The sequence below is a fragment of the Streptomyces sp. NPDC048182 genome (assembly GCF_043202555.1).
Classification (GTDB): Bacteria; Actinomycetota; Actinomycetes; order Streptomycetales; family Streptomycetaceae; genus Streptomyces.
On the sequence record NZ_JBIDAQ010000025.1, the window covers coordinates 25,537 to 47,038 of the forward strand.

22 protein-coding genes are annotated in these 21,502 nt (G+C 73.2%); 9 read left to right on the forward strand and 13 right to left on the reverse strand.

The genetic code is table 11. The annotated features are described in order from the left end of the window. Positions 1-123: 123 nt before the first annotated feature. The 3 genes from ACGFZL_RS31125 to ACGFZL_RS31135 all read right to left on the reverse strand — a co-directional run bounded on the left by ACGFZL_RS31125 (position 124) and on the right by ACGFZL_RS31135 (position 2,476). Complete coding sequence (locus ACGFZL_RS31125) at positions 124-645, reverse strand: hypothetical protein (protein WP_393696793.1); 522 nt, start codon at positions 643-645, stop codon at positions 124-126. Positions 646-1,297: 652 nt separating this feature from the next. Continuing rightward, positions 1,298-1,522: a hypothetical protein gene (locus ACGFZL_RS31130; protein ID WP_393696795.1), complete on the reverse strand. Its 225-nt coding sequence runs from the start codon at positions 1,520-1,522 to the stop codon at positions 1,298-1,300. A gap of 9 nt (positions 1,523-1,531) precedes the next feature. Next, entirely contained in the window at positions 1,532-2,476 is a 945-nt protein-coding gene (locus ACGFZL_RS31135; protein ID WP_393696797.1) for a LysR family transcriptional regulator, read from the reverse strand. A 100-nt stretch (positions 2,477-2,576) separates the two neighbouring features. On the opposite strand from ACGFZL_RS31135, the gene ACGFZL_RS31140 reads away from it, so the two are divergent. Next, complete coding sequence (locus ACGFZL_RS31140; RefSeq protein WP_393696799.1) at positions 2,577-3,515, forward strand: EamA family transporter; 939 nt, start codon at positions 2,577-2,579, stop codon at positions 3,513-3,515. Between the two features lie 17 nt (positions 3,516-3,532). Here the strand turns inward: ACGFZL_RS31140 and ACGFZL_RS31145 are convergent, their stop codons facing one another. Together ACGFZL_RS31145 and ACGFZL_RS31150 are read right to left on the reverse strand one after the other, a co-directional pair. Then, entirely contained in the window at positions 3,533-4,333 is an 801-nt protein-coding gene (locus ACGFZL_RS31145; protein ID WP_393696801.1) for a sugar phosphate isomerase/epimerase family protein, read from the reverse strand. A gap of 82 nt (positions 4,334-4,415) precedes the next feature. Then, positions 4,416-5,465, reverse strand: coding sequence for a LacI family DNA-binding transcriptional regulator (locus ACGFZL_RS31150; protein WP_355165716.1), 1,050 nt, complete (start codon positions 5,463-5,465; stop codon positions 4,416-4,418). A gap of 129 nt (positions 5,466-5,594) precedes the next feature. Between ACGFZL_RS31150 and ACGFZL_RS31155 the strand changes: the two genes are divergently transcribed. Genes ACGFZL_RS31155 through ACGFZL_RS31165 form a run of 3 tightly spaced genes read left to right on the forward strand, consistent with a single transcriptional unit; the run spans position 5,595 to position 8,811 of the window. After that, entirely contained in the window at positions 5,595-6,746 is a 1,152-nt protein-coding gene (locus ACGFZL_RS31155) for a Gfo/Idh/MocA family protein (RefSeq protein WP_393696804.1), read from the forward strand. Further along, positions 6,743-7,903 (forward strand): dihydrodipicolinate synthase family protein, encoded by a 1,161-nt coding sequence (locus tag ACGFZL_RS31160; RefSeq protein WP_393696806.1) that lies wholly within the window; start codon positions 6,743-6,745, stop codon positions 7,901-7,903. Before ACGFZL_RS31155 ends, ACGFZL_RS31160 begins: the two co-directional genes overlap by 4 nt. A 26-nt stretch (positions 7,904-7,929) precedes the next feature. Next, positions 7,930-8,811, forward strand: coding sequence for a sugar phosphate isomerase/epimerase family protein (locus tag ACGFZL_RS31165; protein ID WP_393696836.1), 882 nt, complete (start codon positions 7,930-7,932; stop codon positions 8,809-8,811). Between the two features lie 104 nt (positions 8,812-8,915). On the opposite strand, the gene rbsD is transcribed toward ACGFZL_RS31165, so the two are convergent. The 6 genes from rbsD to ACGFZL_RS31195 all read right to left on the reverse strand — a co-directional run bounded on the left by rbsD (position 8,916) and on the right by ACGFZL_RS31195 (position 15,765). After that, positions 8,916-9,305 (reverse strand): D-ribose pyranase, encoded by a 390-nt coding sequence (rbsD, locus tag ACGFZL_RS31170; protein WP_393696808.1) that lies wholly within the window; start codon positions 9,303-9,305, stop codon positions 8,916-8,918. Beyond that, on the reverse strand, positions 9,302-10,204 hold the full coding sequence (locus tag ACGFZL_RS31175) for a ribokinase (protein WP_393696810.1): 903 nt from the start codon (positions 10,202-10,204) through the stop codon (positions 9,302-9,304). The genes rbsD and ACGFZL_RS31175 overlap by 4 nt, the downstream gene beginning before the upstream one ends. Positions 10,205-10,297: 93 nt before the next feature. Continuing rightward, positions 10,298-12,265 carry a substrate-binding domain-containing protein gene (locus ACGFZL_RS31180; protein WP_393696812.1) on the reverse strand — a complete coding sequence of 656 codons (1,968 nt, stop codon included), beginning with the start codon at positions 12,263-12,265 and terminating at the stop codon, positions 10,298-10,300. Next, positions 12,255-13,811 carry a sugar ABC transporter ATP-binding protein gene (locus ACGFZL_RS31185; RefSeq protein ID WP_393696814.1) on the reverse strand — a complete coding sequence of 519 codons (1,557 nt, stop codon included), beginning with the start codon at positions 13,809-13,811 and terminating at the stop codon, positions 12,255-12,257. Before ACGFZL_RS31185 ends, ACGFZL_RS31180 begins: the two co-directional genes overlap by 11 nt. Beyond that, positions 13,808-14,860 carry a LacI family DNA-binding transcriptional regulator gene (locus ACGFZL_RS31190; RefSeq protein ID WP_393696816.1) on the reverse strand — a complete coding sequence of 351 codons (1,053 nt, stop codon included), beginning with the start codon at positions 14,858-14,860 and terminating at the stop codon, positions 13,808-13,810. The genes ACGFZL_RS31185 and ACGFZL_RS31190 overlap by 4 nt, the downstream gene beginning before the upstream one ends. A 143-nt stretch (positions 14,861-15,003) precedes the next feature. Further along, positions 15,004-15,765, reverse strand: a complete 762-nt coding sequence (locus ACGFZL_RS31195) for a DUF4232 domain-containing protein (protein WP_393696818.1) — start codon at positions 15,763-15,765, stop codon at positions 15,004-15,006. A gap of 255 nt (positions 15,766-16,020) precedes the next feature. Here ACGFZL_RS31195 and ACGFZL_RS31200 point away from each other — a divergent pair, with 255 nt between their 5' ends. The 3 genes from ACGFZL_RS31200 to ACGFZL_RS31210 all read left to right on the forward strand — a co-directional run bounded on the left by ACGFZL_RS31200 (position 16,021) and on the right by ACGFZL_RS31210 (position 19,064). Then, positions 16,021-17,349 carry a helix-turn-helix domain-containing protein gene (locus tag ACGFZL_RS31200; RefSeq protein WP_393696820.1) on the forward strand — a complete coding sequence of 443 codons (1,329 nt, stop codon included), beginning with the start codon at positions 16,021-16,023 and terminating at the stop codon, positions 17,347-17,349. A 34-nt stretch (positions 17,350-17,383) separates the two neighbouring features. Next, positions 17,384-18,151 carry a class I SAM-dependent methyltransferase gene (locus tag ACGFZL_RS31205; protein ID WP_393696822.1) on the forward strand — a complete coding sequence of 256 codons (768 nt, stop codon included), beginning with the start codon at positions 17,384-17,386 and terminating at the stop codon, positions 18,149-18,151. Between the two features lie 82 nt (positions 18,152-18,233). Next, positions 18,234-19,064, forward strand: a complete 831-nt coding sequence (locus tag ACGFZL_RS31210) for a M55 family metallopeptidase (RefSeq protein WP_393696824.1) — start codon at positions 18,234-18,236, stop codon at positions 19,062-19,064. Positions 19,065-19,237: 173 nt separating this feature from the next. Here ACGFZL_RS31210 and ACGFZL_RS31215 read toward each other — a convergent pair whose 3' ends face one another. Further along, complete coding sequence (locus ACGFZL_RS31215; protein ID WP_393696826.1) at positions 19,238-19,654, reverse strand: ATP-binding protein; 417 nt, start codon at positions 19,652-19,654, stop codon at positions 19,238-19,240. 230 nt (positions 19,655-19,884) lie between these two features. Here ACGFZL_RS31215 and ACGFZL_RS31220 point away from each other — a divergent pair, with 230 nt between their 5' ends. Together ACGFZL_RS31220 and ACGFZL_RS31225 are read left to right on the forward strand one after the other, a co-directional pair. Further along, complete coding sequence (locus ACGFZL_RS31220; RefSeq protein ID WP_393696828.1) at positions 19,885-20,715, forward strand: helix-turn-helix domain-containing protein; 831 nt, start codon at positions 19,885-19,887, stop codon at positions 20,713-20,715. Positions 20,716-20,723: 8 nt separating this feature from the next. Then, on the forward strand, positions 20,724-20,909 hold the full coding sequence (locus ACGFZL_RS31225) for a DUF397 domain-containing protein (protein WP_393696830.1): 186 nt from the start codon (positions 20,724-20,726) through the stop codon (positions 20,907-20,909). Positions 20,910-21,109: 200 nt separating this feature from the next. Here ACGFZL_RS31225 and ACGFZL_RS31230 read toward each other — a convergent pair. Next, positions 21,110-21,502: IS5 family transposase (locus tag ACGFZL_RS31230; RefSeq protein ID WP_393696832.1), on the reverse strand; the 393-nt coding region annotated here is incomplete at its 5' end.

The following is a 21,502-nucleotide window of genomic DNA, read 5'->3' on the forward strand; positions in this document are numbered from 1 at the left end:
ATGAAAGCGGAGCGGAGCAGGACCTACCGGGGCGGCACCCCTGCACGGGTGCCGCCCCGTCCTGCTCGGTGGAGGTCGTACGTGTACCTGGCCGGCGGTATCGCGCCGGCGCCGGGACCTGCGTCAGCAGCGCTTTGACGTGCGCGTGTGCAGCGGCTGCGGGTCGCCCGGGATGCTCATCGTCCCGTCGCCCGAGGTGCACTCGTCCGCAGTCTTGGCCGCGTTGCCCCAGAACTCCTGGGAGTGGGTGCCGAAGACGTCCTTACGGCCCACCAGCGCGTTGCGCTCGTAGGCCCAGACACCGACTGTCAGGTCGAAATTGATCTTCTTGTCCAGGAACGACTTCCAGGCCCACACATAGCCGTAGTTCTCGTCGCACTTGGCCGAGTAGAACTGCTTGACCGAGGCGATCTTCTCCGTGCCCCGGTAGATGTACTCCGTCGTGCCGATCTGCGCGGCGTCCGAGCAGACCCCCGCCGCCGTCGCCACGGCGCTCAGCGGATTGCCGGCCTCCGTCCCCGCGGCCCCCACCGCCTGGTTCGCCGCCCGCTGCTCCGGCGTCGCGGCCGGCCCGGTCCCCGCCGAGGCCACCCCGGTGCCCAGCAGGGACAGCGCGGCCCCGGAAACCGCCGCGGCCATCGTCATACGCGCACGTCTCACGTGCACAACCCCCTCGTGAAAGCGCACAGCCCCCAGCCACCCGAACGGCTCCCGGGCGACTTGCGCGATGAAAGGCGCACCAGTCGGTGCGCCTTCTCATCCTCACCACATGCCCCACCGGAACCGCATATTCCAACGGTGGGAATACAGACGGTCACTAAATGACGCTCCGTCAAGTCAAGGTTTCAGAAGTGAAGTTCCTCGTTATCCATGGCCGAGAGGCGCTCTGGCCATGCTGCTCAGGGGGTGGGATGCGCGTAGATATCGGTTTCTTCGGGACGCCGCCGTTGCGTGACGTATGTCATATGCATGCTTGCTGCGACGGCGGGCACCAGCAAGCGCTTACGCTCTTGCGTGCCGCCGGCGGCACCGAGCAGCCCTACCGCTATACCGGCAGGAAGCGATGGCTTACGATGCGCGGATCCGAAAATGAATGACCTCTCAGCCCCCGGCGGGGGGCCTGACGGCCCGCCCTGGTTGGGCATCGTCTTCGCCGTCGGAGTCGCGGTGCTCGCCGTGATCTTCCTCGTTCATCTGGTCCGACGTCGCAAATAGGCGTGGTGGTGAGGAACAACAAGAAGCGTCGGTCGAGAGGCGGCCTTACCGGAGGCCGGCCCGGGGCTGACACGCGAGGGCGTCACCGGTTCTTGTCCCTGTACTGCTGGCCGAGCCGCTGGGCCTTCGCCAGCATGCGCTCACGCACCCACCCCAGGAGGAGAACAAAGGGCGCGCAGAGCAGGGACAGCCCCATCGCCCCGGGCCATCCACGAGAGGGATCCGCGCCGAACCGGAGGTACAGCACTCCGGCCACGTACACAGCGAGCGCGACCAAGGCGTACTTCAGTGGCTTCGATGGGGTCATGGACCCCTACTACCCTTGTTCTAAACCCAGTTGGCCGGACGGCCCGGCGTGCGGGGAGACCCGGGGCCAGTGGGCGCACAGGGTGCGGACCGTCTCCGCGATGGCCGGGCGGCGGGACGCGCCCGTGCGCCACAGGGCGTACAGGCGGCGGACCGGCATCGGGTCGAGGGGGACCTCGACCACGCCGGGCGGCAGGGGGCCCCGGCCGAGGCGGGGGACCAGGGAGATGCCGAGGCCGGCGGCGACCAGGGCGATGAGGGTCGGGTTCTCCTCGGCCTGGTGGACGATGTCCGGCTCGTGCCCGGCGGAGCGCAGGGTGCGGACCAGCCAGTCGTGGCAGACCCGGCCCGGCGGCTGGCAGACCCACCGCTGCCCGCCCAACTCCTCGCGCCGCACCGCCGTACGCCCCGCGAAGGGGTGGCCCTCGGGTACGACAAGGCCGCACGGGTCGTCGCCGATCACCGCGTGCTCGACGCCCGCCGGGGCGGGCAGCGGCGCGATGTCCCAGTCGTGCGCGACGACCAGGTCGACGGCGCCCTTGGCCACCAGGTCCACCGACAGATGCGGGTCGACCTCGCTGAGCCGGGCGTCCAGGGCGGGGTGGCGCACCGCCAGGTCGGCCAGGACGGGGGGCAGCAGGCCGCGCGCCGCCGAGGCGAAAGCGGCGATCGTCAGGCGGCCGGACGGTACTCCGCGGCGCTCTTCCAGACGGGTTTCCGCCCGCTCGACCAGGGTCAGCAACTCGGCCGCCGTGGCGACCAGTTGATGTGCCTCGTCGGTGAGCCGCACCCCGCGCCCCTCCCGTTCGAGCAGCACCGTCCGCGTCTCCCGCTCCAGCTTGGCGATCTGCTGGGACACGGCGGAGGGCGTGAAGCCGAGCGCGACCGCCGCCGCGGCGACGGTGCCGTGCACGGAGACGGCGTGCAGGGCGCGCAGGCGCTGGAGATCGAGCACGAGGAGGCTCCTCCGTCGGGCCAACAGTAAGAGACGCTTCATCCAACCATGCAGCAATCGTTGCTGGTGCTACATGGTCGCCCCGGGTGATCCTCGACGCATGCGACCCTCCCACCTCCTCCTCGCCGTCCTCGTCGCGGCCGTCTGGGGCGTCAACTTCACCGTCATCGACATCGGCCTCGACCACTTCCCGCCGCTGCTCTTCTCCGCCCTGCGCTTCCTGGCCGCCGCGCTGCCCGCCGTGTTCCTCGTGGGCCGGCCCAAGGTGGCCTGGAAGTGGATCGTGGCGGTGGGGCTGACGCTGGGTGTGGCCAAGTTCGGGCTGCTCTTCGTCGGCATGGACGCCGGGATGCCGGCCGGGCTGTCCTCGCTGGTGCTCCAGATCCAGGCCGTCTTCACCGCCCTGTTCGCCGCCGTCGCCCTCGGCGAACGCCCCACCGGCACCCGCCTGCTCGGCATGCTGGTCGCCCTCGCGGGCATCGGCGTGGCGGCCGTCGACGAGGGCGCCTCGGGTCCGCTCGGCGCCTTCCTCGTCGTGATCGCCGCCGCGGCCTGCTGGGGCCTGTCCAACATCCTGACCCGCAAGGCGGCCCCGCCGGACGCCCTGAACTGGATGGTGTGGGTCTCCATGGTCCCCGTGCTGCCGCTGCTGGCCCTCTCCCTCGTCACCGAGGGCCCCTCCGCCGACCTCGCCGCGCTGCGCGGCTTCGACTGGGCGGGCGCGGGCACGCTGCTCTACGTCGCCTGGGGCGCGACCGTGTTCGGCTTCGGCGCCTGGGGCTGGCTGCTGCGCCGCCACCCGGCGTCCACGGTCGCCCCGTTCTCGCTGCTCGTCCCCGTCTTCGGCATGTCCTCGGCCGCCCTGTTCCTCGGCGAGTCCGTCAGCCCCCTGCGCTGGTGCGCGGCGGCCCTGCTGGTCGGCGGCGTGGCCCTGACGACGCTCACGCCGGGCCGGCGCGAGGCCGGTGCCGAGGAGGCCGTCGTGCCGGTACCGGCGCCGGAGCCCGCGACGCCGGCGGTCGGATCAGGGACGCGGTGACCGAACCGGCGGTGCCGTCAAGCCGCGTCGGTCAGCAGCCGCGCCAAGTGCTCCCGCCCCGCGTCGAGCAGGCCGGGCAGCGGGGCGGCCTCCTCGTACCAGCGCTTCTCGTACTCCCAGCACAGCCAGCCGTCCCAGCCGTTGCGGGAGAGCACGTCCACGCACTCGGCCAGCGGCAGCACGCCCGCGCCCAGCGGCAGCGGGGTGGTGTCCTCGCCCGAGGCGATGTCCTTGACCTGCACATAGCCCAGGTGCGGGGCGAGGGCCGCGTACGTCTCGGCGGGCTGCTCGCCACCCCGCCAGGTGTGCATGACGTCCCACACCACGCCCACCTGCCGGTGGCCGACCAGGCCGAGGACGCGCATCGCGTCGGCACCGGTGCGGTGCGAGTCGTGGGTCTCCAGGAGGATCCGCACCCCGAGGTCGTTCGCCTCCTCGGCGGCGGTGCCCAGGCGCCGGGCGGCGATCGCGTCGGCCTCCTCGGAGCTCTGCTCGTCCGCGCCGCCGGGGAAGACCCGGATGTACGGGGCGCCCAGGTCGCGGGCCAGTTCCAGCAGGCCGCGCAGCTCGGCCAGTACGGGCGCGTCGTCCCCGGGCGCGGCGACCCGCGCGTACCCGGCGACCGCGAGCAGCTCGACGCCGGCCGCCTCGAACGCGGCCCGCGCCGCCGCCCGCTCCTCGGGCCCGATGCCCGGATGCACCGGCTCCTCGGGATGGGCCCGCAGCTCGACGCCGTGGTAGCCGTGTGCGGTCGCCAGCCCCAGGACGTCGGTCAGGGGCAGGCCGGGGACACCGAGGGTGGAGAACGCCAGCTTCATGGAAACCGAACCTACCCACTGCGGCACGGGTCACTCCGCAACCGCCGCCCCGTGCGTCACGCGCCCGAGGCCGCCCCCGGCGTCACGGCCGCGGCGCCCCGCACGACCCCCGCACCGCCAACTCCCCCCGCACCAGCTCCGTCCCCCCGCCCGGCGCCGCCTCCCGCCCCATCGCGATCCGCCCCGCCCGCGCGCCCGCCTCCGCCAGCGGCAACCGCACCGTCGTCAGCGCCGGGCAGGCGTCCGCGCTGAAGGGGAGGTCGTCGAAGCCGGTGACCGAGACGTCCTCCGGCACGCGCAGGCCCGCGTCGCGCAGGGCCGCGCAGGCGCCGAGCGCGACGGAGTCGTTCGCGGTGACCAGGGCCGTCAAGGCCGGTTCGCGGCGCAGCAGCTCGCGCGCGGCCTCGTAGCCGGAGCGCCGGTCGTAGCCGCCGTGCACCGTGCGGTGCGGCTCGTCGGGGACGCCGTGCGCGGCGAGGGCGGCGCGGTGGCCCTCCAGGCGGTGCCGGGTCGTGGTGCGCTCGGGCGGCCCCGCGACGCAGCCGATCCGCCGGTGCCCGAGGCCGAGCAGGTGCTCGGTCAGCTCCCGGGCGCCGCCCCGGTTGTCGAAGGCCAGCGCCACCGCGCCCGCCCCCGGCACCGGCGGTCGCCCGCACAGCACCACCCGCGTCCCGGCCGCCCCCAGCTTGCGCAGCTTCTCCGCCACCGCCGCCCGGTGCGCCGGGTCCTCCACCGCCCCGCCGGTCAGCACCACGGCCGCCGCGCGCTGGCGTTGCAGCAGCGTGAGGTAGGTCAGCTCGCGCCCCGGGTCGCCGCCGGTGTTGCAGACCACGGCGAGGCGCTCCCCGCCGGCCCGGCCGCCGGGCCCGCACACCGCCGACTGGATCGCGCCGGCCATGATCCCGAAGAACGGGTCGGCGATGTCGTTCACCAGGATGCCCACCAGGTCGGAGGTGGCGGCGGCCAGCGAGCTGGCGGGGCCGTTGAGCACGTAGTCCAGCTCGTCGACCGCGGCCAGCACCCGCTCGCGGGTGGCCGCGGCCACGGGGTAGTTGCCGTTCAGCACGCGCGACACCGTCGCGGGGGAGACCTGGGCGCGGGCCGCCACGTCCGCCAGGGTCACCGTCGTCATGTCCTCGTCCTCCGACCTGAAGCGACCTCAAGAGACGCCCCCTTGTCCGGACCGCCGTGCACAGGCTAGCTTCGACCTGCTTAGAAAGCGCTTTCTGCAAAGGGATCCTTGACCGAGGAGATAACCGACGTGACCCGCAAGACCGTGCGCATCGCCCTGAACGGCGTGACCGGCCGCATGGGCTACCGCCAGCACCTGGTCCGCTCCCTGCTCGCCCTGCGCGAGGAGGGCGGCCTCGACCTCGGCGACGGCACCGTGCTGTGGCCCGAGCCGGTCCTGGTCGGCCGCCGCGAGCCCGCCCTGCGGGCCATCGCCGACCGGCACGGCCTGGAACACGTGTCGACCGACCTGGACGCGGTCCTCGCGGACGACTCCGTGGAGATCTACTTCGACGCCCAGGTCACCTCGGCCCGCGAGGAGGCCCTGACCAAGGCCATCGCGGCCGGCAAGCACGTCTACACCGAGAAGCCGACCGCCTCCGGCCTGGAGGGCGCCCTCACGCTGGCCCGCCTCGCCCGCGACGCCGGCATCCGGCACGGCGTCGTCCAGGACAAGCTCTTCCTCCCGGGCCTGCTCAAGCTCAAGCGCCTGATCGACGGCGGCTTCTTCGGCCGGATCCTGTCCGTGCGCGGCGAGTTCGGCTACTGGGTCTTCGAGGGCGACTGGCAGTCCGCGCAGCGCCCCTCCTGGAACTACCGCACGGAGGACGGCGGCGGCATCGTCACCGACATGTTCCCGCACTGGGAGTACGTCCTGCACGAACTGTTCGGCCGCGTCCGCACCGTCCAAGCCCTCACCGCCACCCACCTCCCCGACCGCTGGGACGAGCACGGCAAGCCGTACGCCGCCACCGCCGACGACGCTGCCTACGGCGTCTTCGAGCTGGACGGCGGCGCGATCGCCCAGATCAACTCCTCCTGGGCGGTACGGGTCCACCGCGACGAACTCGTGGAGTTCCAGGTCGACGGCACCGAGGGCTCCGCCGTCGCGGGCCTGCGCGGCTGCCGGATCCAGCACCGCGCCGCCACCCCGAAGCCGGTCTGGAACCCCGACCTGCCCGCCGGCGAGCGCTTCCGCGACCAGTGGCAGGAGGTCCCCGACAACGAGCCCTTCGACAACGGCTTCAAGGCCCAGTGGGAGCTGTTCCTGCGCCACGTTTACACCGGCGCCCCCTACCACTGGGACCTGCTGGCCGGCGCCCGCGGCGTCCAACTCGCCGAACTGGGCCTGCGCTCCGCCGCCGAGGGCCGCCGCCTCGACGTCCCGGAGATCCAGCTGTGACCCTCCGACTCCCCGACTCCCAGGGCCGCCTGCGCCCCTACGAGCCCCGCACCGACCCCCTCGCCCTGCCGCCGGGCGGCGCCCCGCCCGCCGCCTCCCGCACGGTCTTCTCCGCCGCGCACGTCGTCGCCGACCCGTACGCCGACGTCTCGCCCGGCTCCCCGGCCGTCCTCGACTGGGACGCCACCCTCGCCTTCCGCCACCACCTGTGGTCCCACGGGCTCGGCGTCGCCGAGGCCATGGACACCGCCCAGCGCGGCATGGGCCTGGACTGGCCGGTCGCCGCCGAGCTGATCCGCCGCTCGGCCGCGGAGGCCCGCGCGGTGGGCGGCCGCATCGCCTGCGGCGCCGGCACCGACCAACTCCCGCCGGGGGCCGGGCTCTTCGAGGTCCGCGAGGCGTACGAGGAGCAGCTCGCCGTCGTCGCGGAGGCGGGCGCCCAGCCGATCCTGATGGCCTCCCGCGCGCTGGCCGCCGCGGCCTACGGCCCCGAGGACTACCTGGAGCTGTACGGCAACCTGCTGCGCCAGTCCACCGAGCCGGTGATCCTGCACTGGCTGGGCCCGATGTTCGACCCCGCCCTGGAGGGCTACTGGGGCAGCGCCGACCTGGACGCCGCGACGGACGTGCTCCTGGACGTCATCGCCGGCCACCCCGGCAAGGTCGACGGCGTCAAGGTCTCCCTCCTGGACGCCGGCCGCGAGGTGGCCCTGCGCCGCCGCCTGCCCGCCGGGGTCCGCTGCTACACCGGGGACGACTTCCACTACCCCGAGCTGATCGCCGGCGACGAGGAGGGCTTCAGCCACGCCCTGCTCGGCGTCTTCGACCCGCTCGGCCCGCTCGCGGCGACCGCCGTCCGCGCCCTGGACACCGGCGACCCGGCCGGCTTCCACGCCCTGCTCGACCCCACCGTCCCGCTGGCCCGGCACCTCTTCCAGCCGCCGACCCGCTACTACAAGACCGGCGTCGTCCTGCTGGCCTGGCTGGCCGGCCACCAGAGCCACTTCACGATGCCGGGCGGCCTCCACGCGGCCCGCTCCCTGCCCCACCTGGCCCGCGCCTACGAACTCGCCGACGCCCTCGGCCTGTTCCCCGACCCGAAGCTGGCGGAGGACCGCATGCGCACCCTGCTCGCCCTGCACGGAGTACCCCAGTGACCGCTCTCCCCTTCTCCCTCAACCAGATGACGGTCAAGCAGCTCTCCCTGCCCGAACTGGTGCGAGCCTGCACGGACTTCGGCGTCACGGGGGTCGGCCTGTGGCGCGAGCCCGTCCAGGCGTACGGCGTCGAGAAGGCGGCGAGGCTGGTCCGCGAGGCCGGCCTGACCGTGACCACCCTGTGCCGAGGCGGCTTCCTCACCGCCACTGAGCCCGACGCCCGCGCGGCGGCCCTCGCCGACAACCGCCGGGCGATCGAGGAGGCCGCCGCCCTCGGCACCGACACCCTGGTCCTGGTCTCCGGCGGCCTGCCGCCCGGCGCGCGGGACCTCGCCGCCGCCCGCGAACGCGTCGCCGACGCCCTCACCATCCTGGCCCCGTACGCCGAGTCGCACGGCGTCCGCCTGGCCGTCGAGCCCCTGCACCCGATGTTCGCGGCCGACCGCTGCGTGGTCTCCACCCTCACCCAGGCCCTCGACCTGGCCGAGCGCTTCCCGGCCCACCAGGTCGGCGTCGTGGTGGACACCTACCACCTCTGGTGGGACGACCGGGCCCCCGCCGAGATCGCCCGCGCGGGCGCGGCCGGCCGCGTCCACGCCTTCCAGCTCGCCGACTGGACCACCCCGCTCCCGGCGGGCGTCCTCAACGGACGCGGCCAACTCGGCGACGGAGCCATCGACTTCGGGGCCTGGCTCGGGTACGTGACGGCGGCCGGTTACACCGGTCCTGTCGAGGTGGAGCTGTTCAACGAGGAGCTGTGGGCACGCGAGGGACGGGAGGTACTGGAGGAGACCTTCCGGCGCGCCCAAAGAATCTTGAATTCCGCTACAACCCTTGCCGCACCAGGCGAGTCATACACAGCGTCGGGACAGCCGCAGGGGGGATCCGGGGGGATCGCGGAGTCCTGACGAGGGAGGGGAACACGTGAGGGGGCCCGGCCGACGGCCGGGCCCCCTTCCGGTTCTGACGGGCCGCCTTCAGAAGAACTCAGCCGGGCCGCCTTCAGAAGAACTCAGAAGAACACCCCGCACCGCAGCAGCACATTGGCGTACGGCCGTGCCTCCCCGGTGCGCACCACCAGCCGCGCCCCCGCCGACAGCTCCTTGAGCCGCTCGTGCGGGACCAGCTCCACCGCGGGCAGGCTGTCCTCGATCAGCGCGCCCGCCGCCGGGTTGGCCTCCCGCACCTCGGCCGCCGCCGTGCCGCCCTCGACCACCAGCTCGGCGAGCAGGCCGTCCAGGACCTCCGCGAAGGAGGGCGTCCCGGCCCGGAAGGCGAGGTCCACGACGCGCGGTCCGTGCGGGATCGGCATGCCCGCGTCGCACACCAGCACGCGGTCGCCGTGCCCCAACTCGGCCAGCGCACCGGCAAGGTGGCGGTTGAGTATGCCGCCCCGCCTCACAGCGCCCCGACCTCCGCCGCCGTCGGGTACGACGCCTGCGCGCCGGGCCTGGTGACCGCCGCCGCCCCGACCCGGGCCGCGTACGCCGCCGCCTCCGCCAGGGACGCGCCGGTGCCGAGGCGCCAGGCCAGTGCCGCGGTGAAGGCGTCGCCTGCGCCGGTGGTGTCGACGGCGTCCACCCGCACCGACTCCACCCGCTGGACGCCCGCCGCGGAGGCCACCAGGGCGCCCTCCGCGCCGAGGGTGACGACGACCGAGCGGGGCCCCTTGGCAAGCAGCACCCGCGCCCAGTCCTCGGGGCGGTCGCCGGCCTTGGCGTCGCCGAGGATGACCTTCGCCTCGTGCTCGTTGACGATGAGCGGGTCGCAGGCGGCCAGCACTTCGCGCGGCAGCGGGCGCGGCGGCGAGGGGTTGAGCACGAACCGGGTCTCCGGCGGCAGGATGCGTACCACCTCCTGGACCGTCTCCAGCGGGATCTCCAGCTGCGCGGACACCACCCGGGAGACGTGCAGCAGGCTCTCCGCGGCGCGCACGTCGCCCGGCGCGAGCCGGCCGTTGGCGCCGGGCGAGACCACGATGCTGTTGTCCCCGGACGGGTCGACGGTGATCAGCGCCACGCCGGTCGGCACGTCGCCGACCAGCACGCCGACCGTGTCCACCCCGGCCGACCGCTGCGAGTCGAGCAGCAGCCGCCCGTGGTCGTCCTCGCCGACCCGGGCGAGCAGGGCCGTGCGGGCCCCGAGCCGGGCGGCGGCCACCGCCTGGTTGGCCCCCTTGCCGCCCGGGTGGACGGCCAGGTCGGAGCCGAGCACCGTCTCCCCGGCCCCCGGCCGCCGCTCGACGCCGATCACGAGGTCGGCGTTGGCCGACCCCACGACCAGGAGGTCGTACTCGTACATGCGTGTCTCCCGGTGTCGCCTGGAGCTGACCTGGTGGCCATGCCCGCTGCCCTGCGCCCTCTGCTCGCTCAACGTACTGCGTGTGCGGCCCGGTCAGCCGCCGAAGCCGGCGACGTTGTCCTTGGTGACCACCTTCACCGGCACCTTCACCGTCTCCTGGGTGGCCTTGCCGCCGGCCGCGCGCAGCGCGTTGTCCACCGCGATCCGGCCCAGCTCCTTGGGCTGCTGCGCCACCGAGGCGTACAGCGTGCCCGACTCGACCGCCTTCAGACCGTCGGGCGTGCCGTCGAAGCCGACGACCTGGACCGACTTGCCGGCCTTGGAGCCCAGCGCCTTGACCGCGCCGAGCGCCATCTCGTCGTTCTCGGCGAAGACGCCCTTGATGTCGGGGTGCGCCTGGAGCAGGTTGGTCATCACGTCCAGGCCCTTGGTGCGGTCGAAGTCGGCGGGCTGCTTGGCGACCACCTTGATGCCGGGGTACGCCTTGAGTCCGGCGGCGAAGCCGGCCCCGCGCTCGCGGCTGGCGGAGGTGCCGGCCTGGCCCTGGAGGATCACGATGGTGCCTTGGCCGCCGAGCTTCTCGGCCAGCGCCTTCGCGCCCAGCTTGCCGCCCTCGACGTTGTCGGAGGCGACCAGCGCGGCGGTGTCCGCCTTGTTGACGCCCCGGTCCACGGCGATGACCGGGATGTCGGACTTGTTGGCGGCGCGGACGGAGGGCCCGGCCGCGTCGGAGTCCACCGGGTTGACGATGACGGAGGACAGCCCGGAACTGGTGAAGTTCTGCAGCTGGTTGGCCTGCTGGGAGGCGTCGTTCTGCGCGTCGGTGACGGTCAGGTCCACGCCCCGCTTCTCCGCCTCCTCCTGCGCGCCGGCCCGGATCTGCACGAAGAAGGGGTTGTTGAGGGTGGAGAGCGACAGCCCGATCTTCTGGTCCTTGCCGCCCGAGGAGCCCCCGTGCAGCAGCGAGGTCGCGCCCACCACGGCCACCGCCACGACGGCCGCGATCAGATACGTCAGCGCCTGCTTGCGCTTCCCGCCCCCGTCCCCGGCGGACCCGGAGGCACCGGCCGCCGGCGCCACCGCACCCGCCTTGCGGCGCGCGGTGTCGAGCAGCACCGCGAGCGCGATGACCACGCCGATGACGACCTGCTGCCAGAAGGCGGACACGGAGAGCAGGTTGAGCCCGTTGCGCAGCACCGCGAGGATCAGCGCGCCGATGAGCGTGCCGGACGCCTTGCCGGTGCCGCCCGCCAGCGAGGCGCCGCCGATGACGACCGCGGCGATGGCGTCCAGCTCGTAGCCCTGCGCGGCCTGCGGCTGTGCGGAGGAGAGCCGGGAGGCGAGGACGATGCCCGCGGCGGCGGCGAACAGGCCGGAGAAGGCGTAGATGGCGAGCTTCTGCCGCTTCACCCGCAGCCCGGACAGCCGCGCGGCCTCCTCGTTGCCGCCGATGGCGTACATCGAGCGGCCGATGTAGGTGCGGCCGAGCACGAAGGCGGTGAGCAGCCCCATCACGATCATCACGAGCACCGGCACGGGCAGCCACCCGCCGAGCGTGTCGCCCAGGTGGGAGACCGAGTCGGGGAAGGCGATCGGCGAGCCCTGCGAGATGACCAGCGACAGACCGCGCCCCACCGACAGCATGGCGAGCGTCGCGATGAACGGCGGCAGCTTCCCGTACGAGATGAGGAAGCCGTTGACCAGGCCGCAGGCGATGCCCGTCAGCACGGCGAGCAGCACCGCGAAGACCACCGGTACGCCCTGCTCGGTGGCGCTCCACGCCAGCACGGTGGCCGACAGCGCGGCGACCGAGCCCACGGAGAGGTCGATGCCCGCCGAGACGATGACGAAGGTGACGCCGAAGGCGAGGATCGCGGTGACGGCGGCCTGGACGCCGACGTTGAGCAGGTTGTCGGTGGTCAGGAAGTCCCCGGACAGCGCCGACATGGCGACGAGGAGGACGATCAGCGCGGTCAGCGCGCCGTTGTCGAGCAGCAGGCGGCGCAGACCGCCCCGGGCGTCCTGCGCGCCCGGCGTGCTCTTGAGCGTGTCAGTGGCCACGGGGGGCCTCCGTTCCGGATCCGGTTCCGTTGTCGGTCGGGGTGGTGCTGACGGCGAGGGCCATCACGGCGTCCTGGGTGGCCTCGGCGGCGGGGAGTTCGCCCGCGACCCGGCCCTGCGCCATGACCACGACCCGGTCGCTCATGCCGAGCACCTCGGGCAGGTCGCTGGAGATCATCAGGACGGCGGCACCGGCCGCGGTCAGCTCGTTGACGAGCTGGTAGATCTCGACCTTGGCGCCGACGTCGATGCCCCGGGTCGGCTCGTCCAGGATCAGCACCTTGGTGTCGGCGAGCAGCCACTTGCCGATGACGACCTTCTGCTGGTTGCCGCCGGACAGCGTGCGCACGTGCTGGCCGAGGCCCGCCATCCGCACCCCGAGCTGCCCGGCGATCCGGGTGGCGGCGTCGTGCTGCCCCTTGAGGTCGACGAGCCCGCCCCGGGTGGCCGAACGCAGGGTCACCAGGCCGAGGTTCTCCGCCACGGAGGCGTCGAGCACCAGCCCCTGCCCCTTGCGGTCCTCGGGCACGAGCCCGACCCCGGCCGCCATGGCGGCGTTGACGTCGTGCCGCCGCAGCGGGGCGCCGCCGACGCGGACGCTCCCCCGGTCGTAGGGGTCGGCGCCGAACACCGCCCGCGCGACCTCCGTCCGCCCCGCGCCGACGAGCCCCGCGATGCCGACGACCTCGCCGGGGCGCACCTCGAAGCTGACGTCGTGGAAGACGCCGTCGCGGGTGAGCCCGTCCACCGTGAGCAGCGGCTCGCCGTCGGTGACGGCGGCGGGCTCCCTCGGGTACTGCTGCTCGATGGACCGCCCGACCATCAGCCGCACCAGCTCGTCCTCGGGCGTGGACGCGGGCACCTGCCCGACACTGCGCCCGTCCCGGATGACGGTGACCCGGTCGCCGAGGGCGGCGATCTCCTCCAGGTGGTGGGTGATGAAGACGATGCCGACGCCGTCCGCGCGCAGCGCGCGCACGATGGCGAACAGCTTCTCCACCTCGCCGGAGGTCAGCACGGCGGTCGGCTCGTCCATGATGAGCACGCGGGCGTCCAGGCTGAGCGCCTTGGCGATCTCCACCATCTGGAGCCGGGCGATGCCCAGTTCACGCACCCGGGCGCGCGGCGACACGTCGACGCCGACCCGTTCGAGCAGGACGGCGGCGTCGGCCTCCATCCGCTTGCGGTCGATCATCCCGTACCGGCGCGGCTGGCGCCCCAGGAAGATGTTCTCGGCCACCGTCAGATCGGGTACGAGGTTGAACTCCTGGTAGATGGTGGCGATGCCGAGCCGCTCGGCGTCGGCGGCCCCGTGGATGCGCACCTCCTCGCCACCGGCCAGGACACGGCCCGCGTCGGGGGTGTAGGCGCCGGAGAGCATCTTGATCAGCGTGCTCTTGCCCGCGCCGTTCTCGCCGAGCAGCACGTGCACCTCGCCCCGGCGCAGGTCGAAGTCGACGCTGTCCAGCGCGACGACGCCGGGGAAGGTCTTGCGGATGCCCTCGATGCGCAGCAACTCGTCCGGGCTGCTCGCCGGGTCGCTCACGGCGTACTCCTTTGTACGGGGGACGGTTCTTCGGGCGACGGCTCTGGTACGGGTCCGGGTGGCTCCCCGCAGGAGCGCCGCACGACCAGCCGCGCCGGGAGGATCACGGACGCGCCGCTCCCGCCCCCGACCCGGTCGACCAGCGCCCGTACGGCGGCCCGCCCGAGGTCGCCGGTGGGCTGGGCGATGGCGGTGACCGGCGGGTCGGTGTGCACGAACCAGCGCACGTCGTCGAAGGCGGCGAGCGCGATGTCGTCCGGCACCCGCAGGCCCCGCGCGCGCAGCGCGTCGAGGGCGCCGAGCGCCATCAGGTTGTCGGCGGCGAAGACGACCTCGGGCGGCTCGGGCAGGTCGAGGAAGCCCTCGGTGACCCGGCGCCCGCTGTCGGCCTGGAAGTCGCCCTGGCCGACGTAGGCGTCCGGCAGCGGCAGCCCGTACTCGGCGAGCGCCGCGCGGAAGGCGTCCACGCGTTCGCGGCCCGTGGTGGTCGCGGCGGGCCCGGCGATGATGGCGAGCCGGCGGTGGCCGAGCCGGTGCAGGTGGGCGACCAGGTCGCGCACGGCCGCCCGCCCGTCCGAGCGCACCACCGGCACGTCGACGCCGGGGATCCACCGGTCCACGAACACCATCGGCGTCCCGGCCCGCGCGGCCTCCAGCATCCGGGGCGAGCCGCCGTCGGTGGGGGAGACCAGCAGGCCGTCGATGCGGCGGTCGAGCAGGGTGGTGACGTGGTGGTCCTGGAGGTCGGGCCGCTCGTCGGCGTTGCCGATGATGACGCTGTAGCCCAGCGCCCTGGCCTCCTCCTCCACGGCGCGCGCCAGCTCGGTGAAGTAGGGGTTCAGCACGTCGCTGATGACCAGGCCGAGGGTGCCGGTCCGGTCGGTGCGCAGGGAGCGGGCGACGGCGTTGGGCCGGTAGCCGAGCAGTTCCACGGCGGCCAGCACGCGGGCGCGGGCGCTCGCGCTGACCGACGGGTGCCGGTTGAGCACCCGCGACACCGTGGCGACGGAGACGCCCGCCTCGGCGGCGACGTCCTTGATGCCTGCCATCGCCGTTCCACCTCCTCGTGGAATCGATTACACGGAGGATTGGAATCGATTCCACGGGCGGCTGGCAAGGGGGTGGGGGGCGACCGAGACCCGATCGTGACCGGATCTTGGTCGCCCCCCGGGGGGATGGCGTCAGCGGGCGCTCACCAGCTGATCGCGTCGTCCATCGACTGCTGCCAGTAGGTGACGGCCACCGAGTCGTCGATCCAGACGCCCTTGGCGGGCAGCGCCGGGTGGGCGGCGGAGGTGGGGTTCTGGGACGCGGTACGGCCCTGGAAGTAGACGGCCAGGGACTTCTCCCAGTGCCCCTTGCCGCCGCTGCCGTCGGCGGCGGAGAGGTTGACGGAGGCGTAGCCGGACTCGCCGGGGGCGAGGGTGACGACGGCCTGCGGCTGGGAGTCCTCGATGACCGGCGGCACGGACTGGGCCTCGCCGAAGCGGACGGCCGGGTAGTAGTAGAGGTAGCAGGGGTTGCCGCCGGTGTTGGTGACGGTGAGCAGCAGGTGGTTGACGGGGCGGGTGAGGGGCGCGGCGACCGTCTTGGTGTTGGAGCCCTGGCAGGTGACGAACTTGGTCCCGGTGGTGCCGCCGCCCTTGGTGCCGCCCGGCTTCGTGGCGGCCTTGCCGCCGGCCTTGCTGTCCGACTGCCCTTCCGTCTGCCCTTCCGCCTTCGAACCGCTGGAGGTCGGCTGGGCGTCGTGCTGGGAGGAGGGAGCGGGGGCGGGCTCGGGTGAGGTGGAGGCGGACGAGGTGGAGGCGGCGGATTCGAACGACGTGTTGGTGGCCCGCCCCTCGTCGCGGACGCCCGATCCGTCGTTGCCGCACGCCGTCAGGGAGAGGGCGGCCAGGCCGAGGCCGGCGGCGGTGGTGAGGGAGCGGATGCGGAGGTTCCGGTTGGTGGTCATCTGGGTGAGCCCCTTCGGCGGTGCGGTGGGTGTGCTGCTTGGATGACCGGAGCTTGGCCCGCGTTCCGTCCCGGCCGCCACGGCGGCGGGGCAACGGGGGACACTGGAACGGTGAAACGGGCTTTGACCAGGCCCGACGCAGGTGCCCTGGAACGCCCGAACGGGACGCGCGGGGCGGCACGGGGACGCCGTACGAGGACGTGCGGCCGGGAAAGGGGAGCAGGGTTGTCAGGGGCGACGGGAGCCGGGGGAGCGATGGAGAGCGGTGCGGGCGGGGCGGAGACGGAGGGCTTCGCGGAACTGCTGCGGGCGCTCAAGGACCGCTCGGGTCTGAGCTACGGGGCGCTGGCGAAGCGGCTCCACATGAGCACGTCCACGCTGCACCGGTACTGCAACGGCAGCGCCGTACCGGCCGATTACGCGCCGGTCGAGCGGCTGGCCCGGGTGTGCCGGGCGACGCCGGAGGAGCTGGTCGAGCTGCACCGCCGGTGGATCCTGGCGGACGCGGCGCGGGGGCGCAAGGGGACGCCGGGGAGCACGGAACCGGCGCCCGCGGTGGAGGAACCGGACCAGGCGCCGGCGCCCGCGCCGAGTACCGGCGTCGAACCCGCGGCCGACGAAGCGCCGCCCGGCGCGGCGGAGTCGCCCGCTGCCCCCGGCCCCCGTTCCCGCCGCCGCACCGCGCTCATCGCCTCGGCCGCGGCGGTCGCCGTCCTCGGGGCCGCCGCCCTGGCCGTGGGCCTGCCCGGCTCGGGCGGCGACGACGGCGACCGCACCTCGGCGGGCGCGGCGGCCCCGGTGGCGCCCACCCGGACGGCCACCGGCACGGAGCGGCCCGCCCGGCCGTCCGCGTCGGCGACGACGAGCCCCGCTCCGTCCGCCTCCCGGCGGGCCCCGACCCACGGCCCCGCCACCACGCCCCCGCCCCGCCGGCGCTCCACCGCCCCCGAGGGCGGCACCGGCGCCGAGGAGACCGGCGGCGTGCCGGTGCGCGTCGCGACCCGCCCGTACGTCTACGACTCCCCGTGCAGCCAGCACTTCCTGGTCGACAGCGAGCCCGAGCAGGTCGGCCCGCCGCCCCCGACCGAGCAGGACGCGCCCCGCTGGGCCGCCGCGTACGGCGGGGTCTCCTCGGGGGAGCAGCGCGTCGCCCTCACCGTGCAGGGGACGGGCGAGGACACGGTCGTCCTGGAGTCCCTGCACGTACGGGTGCTGGCGAAGGGCGCCCCGCTGGCCTGGAACGACTACTCGATGGGCGTCGGCTGCGGCGGCGGCGTCGGCACCGCCTCCTTCGGCGTGGACCTGGACGCCGGCAGCCCCGTGGTCGGCGTGCAGAACGGCCAGCGCGACTTCCCGTACAAGGTGAGCGAGTCCGACCCGGAGGTCTTCTACCTCGTCGCCCGCACCAAGGCGCACGACGTCCGCTGGGACCTCACCCTGACCTGGTCCAGCGGCGGCCGGCGCGGCTCGGTGCACATCGACAACGACGGCACGGCCTTCCGCACCAGCGCGGACGTCGACCGCCCCGGCTACGACTACCCGTTGGGCGGCGGGGAGTGGATCGACCGGGTGGAACAGGAGTAGCCCCCCGGCGGCCCTGGAGTCCTAGGGTGGGCGGATGCGCGCACACCATGTCGACCGCCCCGCCGATCTCGACACCGTCCGCGAGTCCTACGACCGTGTCGCCGACAACTACGCCGACATGGTGGCGACGACGGGTATGGGCGACATCCGCCGCCACCCGTGGCTGAAGGCGTCGATCGACGCGTTCGCCGACTCCGTGGGCGACCTCGGCCCCGTCCTCGACGTCGGCTGCGGCCCCGGCACGGTCACCGCCTACCTCGCCGAACGCGGCCTGGACGTGTCCGGCGTGGACCTCTCCCCGCGCATGGTCGAGAACGCCCGGCGCCTCCACCCCGAGTGCCGCTTCTCGGTGGCCTCGGCCACCGAACTCGACCTCGCCGATGCGTCGTTGGGTGGCGTACTCGGCTGGTGGTCCCTCTTCAACCTCCCCCGCGAGATCCTCCCCCAGATCCTGGCGATGTTCGCCCGCGCCCTGAAGCCGGGCGGCCACCTCGTCACCGGCACCCATGCCGGCGACGAGGACCTGGTGCGCACGGAGGCATACGGGGACGTCCCGGTCCGCTGGACGACCCACAAGTGGCGCCCGGAGGCCCTCGTCGCCCTGATCGAACAGGCCGGCCTCCGCCCGGTCGCCGAACTCCGACTTCCCGCGAACGAGTTCAGCGGCCCGGGTGTCGTCGTCATGGCCGAGCGCCCCCCCCTCGTAGCCGCCGCCCAACTGGTCCCTGGTGCTCCGCCGCCCGTCCGGCAAGGTCGACACGGTGCTGGCCCTCTCACCGAGGAGACCCCGCTGACCCGCTGAGGCCCCCAAGGCCCGCCCACAGAACCGGAACCCGGCCGGTCCGCGTCTCCGAAGTGATCAACGCTACGGAGGAGAAGAGACTGTGCGCATCTACATCACCGCCGACATGGAGGGCGTCACGGGACTGGTCGACGCCGAGGACGTCCAGCCCGGCGGACGGGACTACGAGCGCGGCCGGCTGCTGATGGCGGAGGACGTCAACGCGGCCGTGCGGGGCGCCCTCGCGGCCGGTGCCACGGACATCATGGTCAACGACGCGCACGGACCGATGCGCAACCTCCTGCCCGAGGCGCTCCACCCGGCGGCCCGCCTCGTCCGCGGCCGCCCCAAGCAACTGGGCATGTTGGAGGGCCTCACCCCCGAGCACGACGCGGTGATCTGCGTCGGCTACCACGCCCGGGCCGGCGCCCTCGGTGTGCTGAGCCACAGCTTCATGGGCCACGAGATCGAGGACATGTGGCTGGACGGCCGTCCCGTCGGCGAGATCGGCCTCGCTCAGGCCACCGCCGCCGCCGTCGGCGTCCCGGTGGCCGTCCTCACCGGCGACAACAGCGCCTGCGCGGAGACGGCCGACTGGGACCCCTCGGTCCGTACCGTCGCCGTGAAGTACGCCCGGGACCGGTTCGCGGCGGAACTCCGCCCGGTGGCGGAGGCGCGCGCGGCCATCGAGGAGGCGGTCACGGCGTGCCTCTCCGTACCGCTGCGGGCCCCGGAGGCCGACACGGCCCCGCACACCCTCACCGTCCGCTGGCAGTCGTCGTCCGTGGCGTCGACCCTGCTGGGCATCCCCGGCGTCACCGCGACCGACAGCCGCACGGTCCGGGCCGAGGGCCTCCTGCCGGACCTGTACCGGTTGTTCGGGGTGTGGATGCGCGTCGCCACATCCCTGACGAACCAGCCGCCGTACTGCTGACCCCCGCGCCGATACGCCGTGCCGGCGTCACCCGGCGCACCGCCCGTCATGAGATCGGCGCCCAGCGAATATCCCACCAGCAGGGGAACCGCCCGGTGTGCAGACCGGGGCGGAGGATCAGGGGTCGGCTCGTACGCATACCTGCCATGCCGCGGGGCTGCCCTGCGCCAGGGTCAAGCCGCCGCCAGTTCGCACCACACCATTTTGCCTCGATTCCCCTGCCGAGACAGCGGATGCCACCCCCACACGTCCGCGCAGGCCCGCACCAACGCCAGCCCCCGCCCGGCCTCCTCGACCTCCCCGAAGGCCGCGGGCGGCTCCGGCGGCTGCGGGTCCGCGTCCCACGCCCCGATCCGCAGCGTCCCCGGCGGCGACCAGCGCACGCGCAGCGCGGCGGGGCCCCCGGTGTGCCGTACGGCGTTGGAGACCAGCTCGGTCGCGAGCAGCTCGGCGACGTCGACGAGGCGGATCAGGCCGTGCATGGTCAGGATGAGGCGGAGGGTCCGGCGGCTGACGGTGACGGCGCGGAGGTCGTGGGGGAGGTGGAGGCAGTACTCCCACGGCTCCGGCTCCGGTGCGGTTTCGGGCATGCGGGAACTCCGTTCGGTGAAGGGGGGAGTCGAGCGAGGGGGCGGGTGTCATTGCCGCGCCCGCCACGGCAGGGCGGAGCGGTGCGCTTCCGGTGCCCCGGGTTTCGCACGGTGTGCGTCGCGTCACCGACGGTAGATCTAAATATAGAGACGCCGCAAGCGAGTCGCGTAATCTGACCCCCGAACGGGTCGCGTCCGAGGGCGCGTTGAGCGGGGAGTGGACGAGATCCTTGAGGCGCGAACCAACGGCACAGCAGCTGCGACTGGCCTCTGAACTGCGCAGACTGCGCGAGGCGGCGGGCCTCAACTCCCGTCAGGCGGCGGCCCTGCTCGGAGTGAGCCCGACCCAGATCACCCATATCGAGTCCGCCCTCGCCGGTGTGAGCGAGCAGCGCCTCCGTCGCCTTGCCTCCCACTACTCATGCACGGACGAGGAGTTCATCGACGCGCTGGTGGCGATGGCCACCGACCGCTCACGCGGGTGGTGGGAGGAGTTCCGGGGTCTGCTCCCCACGTCCTTCCTGGACCTCTCCGAGCTGAACCACCATGCCTCTTTCCGCCGTGACGTAGCGATCCTCTACGTGCCCGGTCTGCTTCAGACGGAGGCATATGCTCGTGCGGTCTTCTCGGCCAGACTTCCCGAACTGGAGCCGGAGGAACTGGAGATGCGGGTGCGTCACCGAATCGCGGGCCAGCGTCTGACCGTTCCGTACGAACTGGTCGTACACGAGTCGGCTCTGCGTATTCGGGTGGGTGACCGCGGCTCCGCCCGGGCGCAGCTCACCAAGCTCCTGGAACTGAGCGAGGCGGACCACGTCACTCTGCGCGTCATCCCCCTCAACCTGGACGGGTTCGCCTGGGCGTCCAGCTCCATGACCTACGTGGGCGGCCGGCTGCCCAAGCTGGACACCGTGGTGCGGGATCTGCCCCACGGCTCGGTCTTCCTCGATTCCGAAGCCCAGCTCAACGCCTACCGACTGCGCTTCCGTAAGGTGAAGGCGGTATCACTCGAGCCTGACCGGTCCCGCGACTTCATCCGCGAGCTGACGAAGGAGCTGTAAGTCCCACCATGACCACCTCGCACACCTGGCGGAAGTCGTCCTACTCGGGCGACGGCGACGGCAACGAGTGCGTGGAGATCGCCACCACCCCCACCCAAACCGCCGTCCGCGACTCCAAGGCCCCCACCCGAGCCACCCTCACTTTCCCGACTCTCGGCTTCACTTGCTTCCTTGAAGCCCTGAAGCGCTCATAGGTAGCCGTTGCTGTCGCTCGGGAGGGCGCGAGTATCTGAAGGCGACGCGCAAGGACACGGTCCGGGGCACAGCGGCAGCGCCACCGTCAGTCCGGACTCCTCCCGGATGTCTCGCCTCGGGGTGTCCTCCGGCGTGGAACTGTCATTCGCTGATCCGACGGCAGACAGCCAGCACACGGCCCTAGGGGGCGTCTTTTCGATCATGTGTCGAGCCAGATGAGTGTGCTGGCGAGGGTGATTGCGGCCTGGTAGCGGTCGGGGTGTTTGTCGTAGCGGGTGGCGATGCCGCGCCATTGTTTGAGGCGGTGGAAGCAGCGTTCGACGACGTTGCGGCGCCGGTAGACGGTCTTGTCGAAGCCGCACCGGCGTTCGCCGCGTCGTGCCCGGCCGGCTAGTTGGTCGGCGCGTTCGGGGATGGTCGCCTTGATTCCGCGTCTGCGCAGGTAGGCACGGAACGAGCGGGCCGAGTAGCCCTTGTCGGCCACGACCCGGTCCGGTCGGACCCGTGGCCGTCCGGGCCCCGACCGGGCGACGCGGATCGCGTCGATGACGGCTTCGGCCTGGGTGCAGTCATTGCGGTTGCCGCCGGTGAG